Genomic DNA, 11,912 nt, shown 5'->3' with positions numbered 1-11,912 from the left:
CCGACCGGGAGGGCGCCCCTTCACTCATTGCGCCCGCGTCTTTGTAAGTCTAGGCTTACCGTTCGTGGACGCTTACGGAGATCCGGGCCTGGGACTTCTCGGGGACCCGACCCGGCGCGCGATCTTCGAGCTGCTCGCCCGGCAACCGTGCTCGGTGGGCGAACTGGCCGACCGCCTGCCGATCAGCCGGCCCGCGGTGTCCCAGCACCTGCGCGTGCTCAAGGACGGCGGCCTGGTCGTCAGCCGCGCCGCCGGCACGCGCCGGGTATACCAGCTCAATCCCGCCGGAGTGACCGCGCTGCGTGCCTACCTGGACCGCGTCTGGCAGGACGCGCTCACGGCTTTCCAGAAGGCCGCGGACAACGACACCGCACCCGAAGAGGAGTAGCCATGACCGCACCCGCGCTCCCGCCGCTGTACGGCAGGGTCACCGTCAGCCTGCCCGCCGAGCGGGCATTCGACCTGTTCACCCGGTCGTTCGGCACCTGGTGGCCGGCGCAATACCACATCGGACAGGCCGACCTGGCCGAGGCCGTCGTCGAACCCCGCGTCGGGGGACGCTGGTACGAGCGGGGAGTCGACGGCAGCGAATGCGACTGGGGCACGGTGCTCGCCTGGGAGCCCCCGCACCGCCTCGTCCTCACCTGGCAGATCAACGGCAGGTGGCAGTACGACCCCGAGCCCGCCCACGCCAGCGAGATCGAGGTCCGGTTCACCGCCGAGGGACCCGAGCAGACCGTCGTCGAGCTGGAGCACCGCCACTTCGACCGGCTCGTGGCCGGTCAGGCGATGCGCGACGGGCTCGTCGGCGGCGGTGGCTGGCGCGGCGTCCTGGACATCTTCGCCAAGGCGGCGGCGGACCGGTAGGAGCTCCGCCCGGCCGACGCCGCCCCCTCCGCTTGATACGCTGCGCCCCCTTGGCTGAAAGGCGGAAGTACATGCGTTGGCTTTTGGACCGGTTGCGCAGGCGCGCCGACCCGAGCGACGCGGAGACCGCGAAGGCCATGCGCGGTTTGGCGGAGGCGTTCGTCAGCGCCTCCGCGGAAGACGGCCGGGCGCTCGGGTGGGACTCCACCGAGGCGTCGCGGCTGGACGACCTCTGCGACGCCTTCCTGGCGACGGATCCGCCGGCCGAGTACCGCCACAGCATGATCATGGGTATGGGCGCGTACGTCGGCGAGCTGATGGTGCGCCATGGCGGCGGCCGCTGGGCCTACGACGCGAACGAGAGGGCGGCCGTGGTCGAGATGCCGAACGGGCTGCGCGGCTTCCCGCACAACAAGGTCGCCAAGCGGCTCGACCACGGCCGCGAACACGACCTGTTCACCTTCTACTGGTACGGCCTCACCAGGGATGTCGGACCGGGCACCACGATCCGCACGATGCCGGACAACGGCAGGTGAACCCTCAGATCCTGCACGACACGGCAAGGCGCTACCTGGCGGAAAGGTATACCGAGCCGGCGGCCCGCTACTCCCGGCTGCCGAACCACGGGCGAGCCGCCGACGGCTACCACTACACCGACGAAGCCAAGGCGATCTTCCCCCGGTACGGCGTCGTGGACGCCGTCCTGGTCGAGGTCGAACGCCTGGACGGCGACCGTCTTCCCGGCTCGTCCCGGCTCGCCGACCTGCTGGTCCGCGCGGCCGGCACAGCCGGGCCGGTGTTCACTGATCCCGCCCGCGAGATCGAGGCTCAAGCCGCGTCCGAGGAGCGCGATCGTTTCACCCGTCAGGTGAGGGTGTGGGCGGCGACGGCGCATCTGCGGGCCGAGCCTGTCGTCGACGCCTTCCGGCACGCCCTCGACCGGCTCGGGGTACGACGGGTGATCGAGCTGCGCGAGTACGGCCCCGAATACGCCGTCGAGGTGAATCTGACGGCACCGCGGTACACAGGTGCCGAGGGCGTCTGGTCGGACGAATCGTCGAGCTGGATCGCATACGCCTCGCACGAGGGAACGGTGGCGTTCGGCGGGACGCTGGTGCCGGTGCTCGAACAGGTCTGGCCCGGCGTGAACAGCCGGCGCTGGACGCCGTAGGCGCGTGCGGCCGAAGCGGGCGTCCCCGTCATGAGGGCGCCCGCTTCGGCTTCGTGCGCTACGCCGGCGCGTTGACGGCCGCGGCGACCGTGTCCCGGGCGATGCGGCGGGGCCGGGTCGGCACTCCCAGCGTCGGGTTGGCCACGCCCCAGGCCGCGCCTTTGCAGATGACCTCCTTGTACGCGGCCGCGAGCCGTCCGGTCAGGACAGCCTGCTTGGCGACGTCGTCCGCGGTGACGTACTGGATCAGGCCCTCCTTGCGGCCCAGCGAGATGCACTGGTTGAAGTAGCGCAGGTGCGCGGTCGGCAGCTTGCCGCCGGTCAGGCTGGCCGCGATCGCGTCGGCGGCCTGCCACGCCATCGGGGTTCCCGAGGCGCACGACATGCGCAGCGGCTTGTCCCCGGCGCCGATCGCCATGGCGGCGTCGCCGACGGCGTACACGTCCGGGTGCGAGACCGAGCGCATGGTGCCGTCGACCACGATCTGACCGGTGCCGGTCACCTCCAGGGTCGTCGCCTGCGCGATCGGGTGGACCGCGAAACCGGTGGTCCACACGGTGACCGCGGCCGGGACGGTCCGGCCGTCGGCGAGGGCGACCCGGTCGGCGTCGACGCGGGTGACGGCGGCGTTCTCGTACACGGTGATGCCGAGCTTGCCGACGACCTTGCGCAGGTGCTCGCGGCCCTTGGCGGACAGCCAGTCGCCGAGGCCGCCGCGGGCGGCCAGCGCCACCTGGAGGTCGGGGCGGGTCTCGGCGATCTCGGTCGCGGCCTCCAGGCCGGTGAGGCCGCCGCCGACCACGACCACGGTCTGCCCGGCGTCGAGGCGGGCGAGGCGCTCGCGCAGCCGCAGCGCGCCGGAACGGCTCGCGATCTCGTACGCGTTCTCGGTCGTCCCAGGCACGCCCTGGGTGTTCCAGCCGCTGCCGAGGGCGTAGACCAGGGTGTCGTAGGCGAGTTCGCCGCCGTCGGCGACAGCGACGGTCTTGCGGCCGACGTCGACCCCGGTGACCTTTGCGAGCCGCAGCTCGACGCCGGTGCCGGCGAACATCTCGCGCAGCGGCCGGAGTGTGAGGTCCTGGCCGGCTGCCAGCTGGTGCATGCGCACCCGTTCGACGAAGTCGGGCTCGGCGTTGACCAGGGTGATGGCGACGTCCTCGCGGTGCAGCCGCTTGGCGAGGCGGCCGGCGGCGGTGGCTCCGGTATATCCGGCTCCGATGACGACGATGCGGTGCTTCATTTCCTGCTCCTGTCTTCGCGGGTTCGCCTCTTGAACCGGGCAGCCCGCCGTTTCCTGACAGGGACGGCTGTGAAGCAGCTCACACGGCGATCAGAACGCGGTGAACAGGGGTTTTCCGTGGTCGGTGGCGGCCCAGTGCGCGGTCGCGCGGGCGAGCTTGTCGGGGTTGACCTGATTGCGGGACGCGGCGATGCCCTCGGCGGTGACCTCCAGGCACATGATGCCGACGACCCGGCCGTCCACCACGGCCACCACGGCGGGGTCGCCGTTGGCGGTCGTCGCGAAGATCTCCGGTGCGCCGCCGATGATGGCGCGCTTGGCCTCGGCGGGCCGGAACAGGCCCCACAGGAACTTCGCGACCGCGACCGCGCCCTCGAACGCCCTGGCACGGGCCGGGACCTTGCCGCCGCCGTCGCCGATCGCGATGGCGTCGGCGGTGAGCAGCCGCACCAGCGGCTCCGTGCGGCCGCTGGTGGCGGCGGCCAGGAACTCCTCGACGATGCGCCGCGCGGTGGCGTCGTCGATCTCGGTGCGGGCCTTGCCGTCGGCGACGTGCTTCTTCGCGCGGTGGAAGATCTGCTGGCTGGCGGCCTCGGTGAGGTCGAGGATCTCGGCGATCTCCCGGTGCGGGTAGTCGAACGCCTCGCGCAGCACGTACACGGCGCGCTCGTTGGGGGACAGGCGCTCCATCAGGGTGAGGACGGCGTAGGAGACCGATTCGCGCTGCTCGGCGGTGTCGGCCGGGCCGAGCATCGGGTCGCCGGCGAGCAGCGGCTCGGGCAGCCACTGGCCCACGTACGTCTCGCGGCGCGCCCGTGCCGAGGTGAGCTGTTTGAGGCACAGGTTGGTGAGGACCTTGGTCAGCCAGGCCTCGGGGACCTCGATGCGCTCGACGTCGGTGGCCTGCCAGCGCAGGTACGTCTCCTGCACGGCGTCCTCGGCCTCCGCGGACGAGCCGAGCAGGCGGTAGGCGACGGCCTCCAGGCGCGGCCTGGCGGCTTCGAACCGGTCGACGTCCAGCGCGGTCAGCGGCATGGCCCGATACTAACCAGCCGCCGGTGATCGACTCCGCGTCGCGGCCGCGGGTCAGAGCCAACCGTGGCGGGCCGCGTGGAACGCCAGGCCGGGGCGGGTGTCGACCCCGGCGAGGCCCATCAGCCGGTCGAGTCGGCGTTGGACGGTGCGGCGGCTGACCCCGAGCTGGGAGGCGATGGCCTTGTCGGGCAGGCCGCCGATCATCAGGGACAGCACGTACAGGTCGGCGTCGTCGGGGCCGTCGGCGGCCGCCTCGCCGGAGGGGTGGATCGGGGTGGCCATGGCCCAGTACGCGTCGAACAGCGCGACGACGGCGGTCAGCAGCTCGCTCTGGCCGATGACGGCGGCGGTGGGCTCGCCGCCGCCGGTCTCGCGGACCAGCGGGCAGATCGCGGTGGCCCGGTCGGCGATGGCGATCCGGATCGGCAGGCTGGGCAGGGTGCGGGCCTGCTGCCCGAGGCGCATCGCGGCCTGGGCGTTGTCGAGCACGCCGGGCGACTGCAGGAACTCGCGGTCGTAGATCACCTGGTAGCGCACGCCGCGGCGCAGGGCGTCCAGCTCGGCGGTGTTCTCGCCGCTGGGCAGCGCGACGGGGTTGGACCGGCAGAACCAGAGCATCTCCTGACGGGCGCCGTCCTGCAGTTGGCGCAGCCGTTCCCGCAGCGCCGCGCCGCCGACGACCACCTCGACGAGGTGGTCGGCCTCCAGGCGGCGCACGCCCGCGCGGTACTCGTCGTTCAGGTCGGCGACCAGTTGCCGGGCCCGCTCCAGCGCCTCGTACCGGCGCAGCAGGTGGTTGCCGAGGGCGACGTCGGGCGGCAGGGGGCGGAACACCGCCTGCTCGCCGGGCTGGACCGCCGCCAGGCCCCGTGCCTGCAGCGCCTGCAGCACCCGGGCGGCCTCGGCGTGCGACAGCGTGGTGATCGCGGCGAGGTCGTCGGGCCGGGCCCGATCCAGTTTCACCAGCAGGCGGTACGCGTGCTCCTCCAACGCGGGCAGCATCTCCGGCTCGTCGGGCATGGTGCCTGTTACCTCCGATGTGCGGATCTTGCCAGTGCTCCCCGGTACTGACCGTCGCGAGCGGCCCGCGGTTCCCCGTACTCGATCCGGACTTCGCGGCAGTCGCGGGACCGGGCGGCCGCGCAGGCATGGAAAGCGGCGCGGGCGGGCAATACCGGGATGTGCGGTTGACGACGGGAGGCCGGTCATGACCGGGCGCAAGGAAGACATGCCCTCATCGGTGTCCGGCAAGGACATGTCGATGTTCGACCACTTCGCGGAGGCGGCCAGCAACTTCGCGTCGAAGGCCTGGTTCTTCGCGCTGTGCGTGCTGCTGATCCTGGTCTGGGCGCCGTCGATCGTGTTCATCGGCAAGGTCGACACCTGGCAGCTGATCATCAACACGGCCACCACCATCGTCACGTTCCTCATGGTGGCGCTGCTGCAGAACAGCCAGACCCGCGCCAACGAGGCGGTGCAGCACAAGCTCAACGCGATCGCCGACGGCCTGGCCGACCTGATGGAGGCGCAGAGCCGGGGCGGGGACCAGCTGACCCAGGACATGGTCGAGCTGCGCGACGCCGTCGGCCTGGAGCACCGCGAGGGCACCCGCTGACCCGCTCAGGAACGGTCGCGGCGGGTCCAGTCCAGTAGTCGGTTCAGCGGCCAGGTGTTGACCACCCGGTCCACCGGCACACCGCACCGGGCGGCGCGCTCGCAGCCGAAGCGCAGCCAGTCCAGCTGGACGCTGTAGTGGGCGTCGGAGTCGACGGCGAACAGGCAGCCCGCCTCGACGGCGAGCCGCAGCAGGCGCTTGGGCGGGTCGAGCCGGTCCGGCCGGGAGTTGATCTCCACGGCGACCCCGCGGTCCGCGCACGCGGCGAACACGGCCTCGGCGTCGAACGTGCTCTCCGGCCGGGTCTCGACGGCGGCGTCGCCGCCCGCGCGCCGCAGCACCCGGCCGGTGCAGTGGCCCAGGATGTCGGTGTGCGGGTCGGCGACCGCAGCCAGCATCCGCGGCGTCATCACCTCGGACGGCGCGCGCAGCTTGCTGTGCACGCTGGCGACGACCACGTCGAGCCTGCTCAGCAGTTCGTCGCTCTGGTCGAGCGAGCCGTCGTCGAGGATGTCCACCTCGATGCCGGACAGCAGGCGGAAGCCGTCGCCGTAGCCGGAGTCGAGCCGCTCGACCTCGGCCAGCTGCTGCTCCAGTCGCTGCGCGGTCAGCCCGCGGGCCACGGTGAGGCGGGGGGAGTGGTCGGTGAGCACCAGGTACTCCAGGCCCAGGGCGCGGGCGGCGTCGGCCATCGCCTCGATCGGCTCCGCGCCGTCGGACCAGTCGGAGTGGCTGTGGCAGTCGCCCCGTAGCGCACGGTGCAGCTCCTCGGTGGCCTCGTCGAGCGGCCGGTCGGCGGTGGCCAGCAGCCGCCTCAGGTAGACCGGTTCCTCCCCGGCCAGTGACTCCGCCACGCAGCGGGCGGTGACCTCGCCCAGGCCGGGCAGCTTGGCCAGGGTGCCCTGGGCGGCCCGGCCGGCCAGGTCGGCGGGGTCGGTGGCGGCGACGGTCTGCGCGGCCCGGCGGAACGCCCGGATGCGGTAACCGGCCTCGCCGGCGCGCTCCAGCTCCACGGCGATGGCCAGCAGGTCGGCGGCGGGATCGCGGCTCACCCCGACGTTGTACCCCGGCGTATCGGACATGTCACATCCTGCCGGCCCGCTGAGCGTACCCAATCAAGATCATGAATTGCTCTCCGCCCTGGTCGTGGCTAACATTGCTGATCCTCGCTGCCCCGGCGGGGCAGGCCGCACCGGCGCGGCCCCGCGCACCCCGAATGAGGTAGACGTGACCGCAGGCCTGGCCCCCGTGATCGCCGCCACCACCCACTGGCTGACCCGGGCATACCCGTCCGACGGCGGGCCGGCGCAGGCTGCCCGCGTGCTGGCGCAGGCCCGGCAGGCGGCCACGGTCGCGGCGTGGCTGCGCTACCCCACGGAGATGGACGCCGGGCTGCTGGCGATGCTCGGGCCGGGCGGCTCCGGCGGGCTGGACCGCGTCATGCGCGCCGACGAGCATGAGGAGCTCTCCGCCGCCGACCGGATCTGGCGGGGCTGGGTCGACGAGGTCGTCGCCAGCTGGGCGGCCTGCCTGCTGTCGGACCCGCGGCTGGCCGCCGACGCGGTGGCCGCGACCGCCGACTGCGAGCACGCCCAGGTCGTGGACCGTGACTTCGGCCGCCTCACCGCCCCCGACGCCGACGACGCGCGCGCCGCGGCCCTGCTGCGGCACCCGGACCTGGTCGCCTCCGTGGCGAACATGCACCGGGCGCACCTGATCGAGCGCCTGCGCCTGGACCCGGTCGAGGTCGGCTGACCCGGCACCGGCGGGCGTGGCCGGTTTGCCATGTTTCCACCTTGGGTACCCGGAATGTAGTGCGTCCGGTCGGCCATCGCAGACCGCACCGGTGCGCCACCGGGATTCCTGCCCGACCAGGGCCGGCCGGTCACAAGGGAGGAAATGATGGCCACGCTGCTGTGGATCCTCGCGGTCGTGCTGGTGATCGCGGGTATCTTCGCCCTGCTGCGCAGGGAGATCCTCTGGGGGATCGTGCTGATCGTCGTCGGCCTGCTGGTGGGCCCGGGTGGGGTCAGCATCTTCACCTGATCTGCTGTTTCGGCTCGCATCGGACTGTTCATCCTGTTCGTCCGATGCGAGCGTTCGTTGACTGTTGTCGGACCCCGCGCCTAACCTCTGCGCCGGTGCGCGCCACGAAGCGTGGTGTCTCGGCGGGGGCGGTCGGCATGGGGTTCGCGGGGCAGTCCGAGAGCACGCCGTCACCTGCGTGCGAGCGCCGCCGGGCTGCCCACCGGGCGGCGCTCGATCATGTGCTCGCCCTCGTCGCCGCCGAGCCCTGCGGGGACCGGCTGGTGCTGCGCGGCAGCGTGACCATGCTGGCCTGGGTGGGGGAGCGGGCGCGCGATCCGGGCGACCTGGACTGGGTCGTACGCCCCGTGGCCTGGGTGCCGGTGGACCCCGCCTTCCCCTTTCCGTACGTGGACAAGCTCGACCGGGTGCGTACCTGGCCGGAGGCTGTTCACGGCGCGGCCGGTGACGAGATGTGGGACCCGGACGACTTCGACACCGGCGGGATCCGTGCGGTGCTGCCGCCCGAAGGCCTGCGCTGGATGCCGCCGTTGGACCGGATGGAACTGGACCGTCCGCACGAGGACGTCCTGGAACTGGTGCACCGGCAGCCGCAGGCCGAAGGCGGCGTACGGTTCGACGCCGATCGGGCCGAGATCGACCACGGCTGGACGTACGCGTACGACGGCGAGGAGGACGGGGCGGGCGGCACACGTCTGCTGCTGCCCTGGCGGCTCGACGAGACGGTGCACGGGCTGCTGCAGCTCGACTTCTCCTACGACGAGCGCCTGCCGGAGCCGCCGGTGCTCACCGCGATCCCCCGGTCCGGGGGCGGCCCGCCGACCGCGGTGTGGACGGCGGGGCCGGAGCTGTCGCTGGCCTGGAAGCTGCACTGGCTGCACCATGACCAGGCGGCTGACGGCACGTCCGCGGGCAAGGACCTGTACGACGCGGTGCTGCTCGCCGAACGCGACGGCGCCCGCCTGAGCGGCCGTCTGCGGCGCGAGCTGTCGCGACGGGTGTCCGATCCGGACGCCTACCACCCGGACCGGGTGCGGTCCTGGCGCGTCGACTGGCCCGGCGACCTCGGCGGACCGTCGGCCGGACCCTGGCTCGAACGGCTGATCACCGCCCTGCCGCCGGTCCTCGGTCCGTGACGGTGCGCCCGAGGGCCGGGTTTCGCCGCGGGTCCCGGCGGCTCAGTCGACCGCGTGGGCGCGCAACTGTGCCATGACCTCCGGCGCGGGCCAGTCGCCGACCTGGTAGCGGGTCGGTGCGAGCAGCGGCTCGGGCGTCAGCTCGACGAGCCGGGTCACGTCGCGCCACGGCACCCGGCCCCAGCTCTCGCCGTCGCGGACGAAGGAGACGAAGTCCGCCTCCGGCAGCAGGGTGGTGATGCCGTCGGTCCAGGTGGTGACGGTGATCGCCGGCTCGTCGGGGCGGGCGGCGGCGATGAGCGACGCCACGAACACGTCGATGCCGTGCTCGGCGTACTGCGCCGACAGCCACCGGGTCTGCGCGCCGTACTCGGTGTGGGCGAGCACGACCTGGGCGCGCTGGGCGGGCACGTGGTCCGGGTGGCCCGGCGGCGGGGCGTACGGCGCGACGCGGCCGCGCTCGTCGGCGACGTAGCCGACCGGTGAGACCCCGCGGGTCGCCTCGTTGAACTCGCTCTCCACCAGGGAGAACAGGCCGGGCATGCCGCCTTCGCCGACCGGGCAGAGCAGGACGGTGTTGATGTCGGGCACGAACGCGACGACCTGCGCGTCCATGGCGTGGCTGATCCCGGCCAGCCAGCCAGGGGCCAGCAGCAGCGAGGTGAAGTAGGCGTCGCCGGTGTCGACCATGCGGATCAGCGCGCCGGCGTCGGGCCAGTCGCGGCTCAGCGAGCGCTCGGCCAGGCGCTGCAGGTTCTCGCGGGCGGCGGCGAAGACCTCGTCGGCGGTGACCTCCCACTCGTCGAGCCGGGCCGGGGTCACGTACGCCATGGACTCGGGGCGGTCGACGACCACCAGTTCCCGCAGGTGCGGTAGGGCGGCGCGGGACAGCGGCGGGACCATGCCCATCGGCCCGCCCTGCCCGAAGGTCTCCGCTCGCAGCACCGGCCGCAGCCGGTGGCGCACCTCGTGCCAGGTCTCGTCGTCGTGCGGGGTCATGATGATGCGCACGAGCTGCGTGATCCGGTCCCGGCGGGCGGCCGCCCCGGCACCCTCGCTCTCCGCGAAGACGTTCGACAGGTAGATCCACACGGGGGCGGTGGCACCGTCACGCCAGGCGGCGATCGCGAACTTGCCCGCGTCGTAGTTGACCCGCCGGACCCCGGGGGCCTGCCGGGCGATCCGGAGCGCCTCGGCCGCGAACCTGTCCCGGGGCGATCCGAAGAACCTTCCCAGCAATCCCATGGCGGCCAACGTAGTGGATGCCCGTCGGCCGCGTGGGCCCGGCCAGGTCAGATCGGCGCACGGGCGGCAGAGGTGCTCGCGTCCTGATCGGTGTGCTCGCGCACGATCTTGTCGATGCGCGGGTCGGGCACCACCCACATGACCACGACGGCGACGAAGCAGCCCAGCGCTACCCACACCCCGGCCCGCCCGGGGATCAGCAGCGCGCTGAGGATGCCGGCGACGTCGAGCACCAGCGACGCCTTGCCCTTGCGGTCGCCGCCGACCGCCCGGCGCAGCGCCGAGCCCGGCCCCTGCTGCGCGATGATCACGTTCTGCAGCACCACGTACGCCAGCGCCGAACCGAGCAGGTTCACGCCGTAGAGCACGACCGGCGTGCGCGCGAACCCCGACTCGTCGACCCAGGCCGTGGTGAAGGGGAACAGCGACAGGCAGAACAGCAGCGCCAGGTTCGCCCACAGCACACCGCCGCTGATCCGCTCCACCAGGTGGAACATGTGGTGGTGGGCATTCCAGTAGATGCCGATGTAGACGAAGCTCAGCAGATACGTCAGCAACCCGGTGCCGCTCATGCCGAGCAGGTCGGAGAGCTCGTGGCCTTCCGGCACCCGCAGCTCCAACACCATGATCGTGATGATGATGGCGAGCACCCCGTCGCTGAACGCCTCCACCCGACTGGTCTTCATCGCTGTATCCGCCCTTCTCCGGTCCGCTGTCCGAGGGAGGGGGTGAGGCCCGAGGAGACAGCCACGACCTCACCCCCGGCTGGGGTCAGGCCGCGCCGACGGCCTCGATGATCGCCGCCGCCACCGCGTCGGGCTGCGAGACGCTGATCGCGTGGGACGCGCCCGGCACCTCGCGGACGCTCTTGGCGCCGGCCCGGTTCGCCAGGAACCGCTGCAGCTCCGCCGGGATGCACAGATCGGCGTCGCCGATGACGAACCACGACGGGATCGACGCCCACGCCGGAGCGGTCGCGGGCAGCCCCGTGGTCAGGGCGAGCTCGGTGACCGGGCGCTGGGTCGCGTACATCACGGCGGCCCGCTCGGCCGGCACGTCGGCGGCGAACTGCTGGTGGAACACGTCCCGCCGGATGGCGAGCTCGTTGCCGCCGGTCGAGACCGGGTAGGCGGTCAGCGCCTGGCCCAGGGTGCTGCCGGGGAAGCGGCCCGACAGCTCGATCGCGGACTCGCCGTGGTCGGGCGCGAACGCGCAGACGTAGACCAGGCCGGAGACCTTGTCGCTGCCGGCCGCGGCCTCGGTGATGACCATGCCGCCGTACGAGTGGCCGACGAGCACCACGGGTCCGCTGATCGCGGCGATCACGTCGCGTACGTAGGCGGCATCGCCATGCACGCTGCGCAGCGGGTTGGCGACCGCCACGACGTCGATCGACCGTTCCCGCAACCGCTGTACGACCCCGGACCAGCTCGCGGATTCGGCGAAGGCCCCGTGCACGAGGACGACGGTCGGCTTCCGGTCGGTCATGGTGTTCTCCGTTTCGTAAGGTTTGCCCTGCTCAAACAGCTAAGACAGGGCAGCCTCACAAGATGTGAC

The 11,912-nt window shown here is 72.4% G+C and carries 15 protein-coding genes; 8 read left to right on the top strand and 7 right to left on the bottom strand.

Features of this window, described 5'->3' with window-relative positions; genetic code table 11:
* Nucleotides 1-64 precede the first annotated feature (64 nt).
* The 4 genes from AB0B35_RS05720 to AB0B35_RS05705 all read left to right on the top strand — a co-directional run bounded on the left by AB0B35_RS05720 (nucleotide 65) and on the right by AB0B35_RS05705 (nucleotide 2,038).
* Entirely contained in the window at nucleotides 65-388 is a 324-nt protein-coding gene (locus tag AB0B35_RS05720) for a metalloregulator ArsR/SmtB family transcription factor (protein WP_361041114.1), read from the top strand.
* A gap of 2 nt (nucleotides 389-390) precedes the next feature.
* The gene (locus tag AB0B35_RS05715) at nucleotides 391-867 is read left to right on the top strand and encodes an SRPBCC family protein (protein ID WP_361041112.1); all 477 of its coding nucleotides are present in this window, start codon (nucleotides 391-393) and stop codon (nucleotides 865-867) included.
* Between the two features lie 71 nt (nucleotides 868-938).
* A complete protein-coding gene (locus AB0B35_RS05710; protein WP_361041110.1) occupies nucleotides 939-1,403 on the top strand; it encodes a hypothetical protein in 465 nt (154 codons plus the stop codon).
* The gene (locus AB0B35_RS05705) at nucleotides 1,400-2,038 is read left to right on the top strand and encodes a hypothetical protein (RefSeq protein WP_361041108.1); all 639 of its coding nucleotides are present in this window, start codon (nucleotides 1,400-1,402) and stop codon (nucleotides 2,036-2,038) included. Before AB0B35_RS05710 ends, AB0B35_RS05705 begins: the two co-directional genes overlap by 4 nt.
* A gap of 58 nt (nucleotides 2,039-2,096) precedes the next feature.
* On the opposite strand, the gene AB0B35_RS05700 is transcribed toward AB0B35_RS05705, so the two are convergent.
* From AB0B35_RS05700 to AB0B35_RS05690, 3 genes are all read right to left on the bottom strand, one after another.
* Entirely contained in the window at nucleotides 2,097-3,278 is a 1,182-nt protein-coding gene (locus tag AB0B35_RS05700; protein WP_361041105.1) for an FAD-dependent oxidoreductase, read from the bottom strand.
* A 90-nt stretch (nucleotides 3,279-3,368) separates the two neighbouring features.
* Nucleotides 3,369-4,313, bottom strand: coding sequence for an RNA polymerase sigma factor SigJ (gene sigJ / locus AB0B35_RS05695; protein ID WP_361041103.1), 945 nt, complete (start codon nucleotides 4,311-4,313; stop codon nucleotides 3,369-3,371).
* A 51-nt stretch (nucleotides 4,314-4,364) separates the two neighbouring features.
* Nucleotides 4,365-5,333: a helix-turn-helix domain-containing protein gene (locus AB0B35_RS05690; RefSeq protein ID WP_361041102.1), complete on the bottom strand. Its 969-nt coding sequence runs from the start codon at nucleotides 5,331-5,333 to the stop codon at nucleotides 4,365-4,367.
* A 187-nt stretch (nucleotides 5,334-5,520) separates the two neighbouring features.
* On the opposite strand from AB0B35_RS05690, the gene AB0B35_RS05685 reads away from it, so the two are divergent.
* Entirely contained in the window at nucleotides 5,521-5,928 is a 408-nt protein-coding gene (locus AB0B35_RS05685) for a low affinity iron permease family protein (RefSeq protein WP_361041100.1), read from the top strand.
* 5 nt (nucleotides 5,929-5,933) lie between these two features.
* On the opposite strand, the gene AB0B35_RS05680 is transcribed toward AB0B35_RS05685, so the two are convergent.
* Nucleotides 5,934-7,010 carry a PHP domain-containing protein gene (locus AB0B35_RS05680; RefSeq protein ID WP_361041098.1) on the bottom strand — a complete coding sequence of 359 codons (1,077 nt, stop codon included), beginning with the start codon at nucleotides 7,008-7,010 and terminating at the stop codon, nucleotides 5,934-5,936.
* Nucleotides 7,011-7,155: 145 nt separating this feature from the next.
* Here AB0B35_RS05680 and AB0B35_RS05675 point away from each other — a divergent pair, with 145 nt between their 5' ends.
* From AB0B35_RS05675 to AB0B35_RS05665, 3 genes are all read left to right on the top strand, one after another.
* Nucleotides 7,156-7,683 (top strand): hypothetical protein, encoded by a 528-nt coding sequence (locus tag AB0B35_RS05675; RefSeq protein ID WP_361041096.1) that lies wholly within the window; start codon nucleotides 7,156-7,158, stop codon nucleotides 7,681-7,683.
* A 147-nt stretch (nucleotides 7,684-7,830) separates the two neighbouring features.
* On the top strand, nucleotides 7,831-7,974 hold the full coding sequence (locus AB0B35_RS05670; RefSeq protein ID WP_203688747.1) for a GPGG-motif small membrane protein: 144 nt from the start codon (nucleotides 7,831-7,833) through the stop codon (nucleotides 7,972-7,974).
* A gap of 95 nt (nucleotides 7,975-8,069) precedes the next feature.
* Nucleotides 8,070-9,110, top strand: a complete 1,041-nt coding sequence (locus tag AB0B35_RS05665) for a nucleotidyl transferase AbiEii/AbiGii toxin family protein (protein WP_361041094.1) — start codon at nucleotides 8,070-8,072, stop codon at nucleotides 9,108-9,110.
* Between the two features lie 42 nt (nucleotides 9,111-9,152).
* On the opposite strand, the gene AB0B35_RS05660 is transcribed toward AB0B35_RS05665, so the two are convergent.
* The 3 genes from AB0B35_RS05660 to AB0B35_RS05650 form a co-directional block, all read right to left on the bottom strand.
* The gene (locus AB0B35_RS05660) at nucleotides 9,153-10,355 is read right to left on the bottom strand and encodes a hypothetical protein (protein WP_361041092.1); all 1,203 of its coding nucleotides are present in this window, start codon (nucleotides 10,353-10,355) and stop codon (nucleotides 9,153-9,155) included.
* A gap of 47 nt (nucleotides 10,356-10,402) precedes the next feature.
* Nucleotides 10,403-11,041, bottom strand: a complete 639-nt coding sequence (locus tag AB0B35_RS05655; protein ID WP_361041089.1) for a TMEM175 family protein — start codon at nucleotides 11,039-11,041, stop codon at nucleotides 10,403-10,405.
* A gap of 85 nt (nucleotides 11,042-11,126) precedes the next feature.
* Nucleotides 11,127-11,843 carry an alpha/beta hydrolase gene (locus tag AB0B35_RS05650; protein ID WP_361041086.1) on the bottom strand — a complete coding sequence of 239 codons (717 nt, stop codon included), beginning with the start codon at nucleotides 11,841-11,843 and terminating at the stop codon, nucleotides 11,127-11,129.
* Nucleotides 11,844-11,912 lie beyond the last annotated feature (69 nt).

Source organism: Catellatospora sp. NPDC049133, from assembly GCF_040648455.1.
GTDB classification, from domain to species: domain Bacteria; phylum Actinomycetota; class Actinomycetes; order Mycobacteriales; family Micromonosporaceae; genus Catellatospora; species Catellatospora aurea.
The sequence above is the reverse complement of the archived record's forward strand: the minus strand, read 5'-3'. Positions and strand labels throughout refer to the sequence as shown.

What these genes read in the sequence shown, in the direction of transcription:
- AB0B35_RS05715 (WP_361041112.1), top strand. Translation starts at nt 391, where the DNA reads ATGACCGCACCCGCGCTCCCGCCGCTGTACGGCAGGGTCACCGTCAGC.
- AB0B35_RS05710 (WP_361041110.1), top strand. Translation starts at nt 939, where the DNA reads ATGCGTTGGCTTTTGGACCGGTTGCGCAGGCGCGCCGACCCGAGCGAC.
- AB0B35_RS05700 (WP_361041105.1), bottom strand. Translation starts at nt 3,278, where the DNA reads ATGAAGCACCGCATCGTCGTCATCGGAGCCGGATATACCGGAGCCACC.
- sigJ (WP_361041103.1), bottom strand. Translation starts at nt 4,313, where the DNA reads ATGCCGCTGACCGCGCTGGACGTCGACCGGTTCGAAGCCGCCAGGCCG.
- AB0B35_RS05690 (WP_361041102.1), bottom strand. Translation starts at nt 5,333, where the DNA reads ATGCCCGACGAGCCGGAGATGCTGCCCGCGTTGGAGGAGCACGCGTAC.
- AB0B35_RS05685 (WP_361041100.1), top strand. Translation starts at nt 5,521, where the DNA reads ATGACCGGGCGCAAGGAAGACATGCCCTCATCGGTGTCCGGCAAGGAC.
- AB0B35_RS05680 (WP_361041098.1), bottom strand. Translation starts at nt 7,010, where the DNA reads ATGTCCGATACGCCGGGGTACAACGTCGGGGTGAGCCGCGATCCCGCC.
- AB0B35_RS05670 (WP_203688747.1), top strand. Translation starts at nt 7,831, where the DNA reads ATGGCCACGCTGCTGTGGATCCTCGCGGTCGTGCTGGTGATCGCGGGT.
- AB0B35_RS05660 (WP_361041092.1), bottom strand. Translation starts at nt 10,355, where the DNA reads ATGGGATTGCTGGGAAGGTTCTTCGGATCGCCCCGGGACAGGTTCGCG.
- AB0B35_RS05655 (WP_361041089.1), bottom strand. Translation starts at nt 11,041, where the DNA reads ATGAAGACCAGTCGGGTGGAGGCGTTCAGCGACGGGGTGCTCGCCATC.
- AB0B35_RS05650 (WP_361041086.1), bottom strand. Translation starts at nt 11,843, where the DNA reads ATGACCGACCGGAAGCCGACCGTCGTCCTCGTGCACGGGGCCTTCGCC.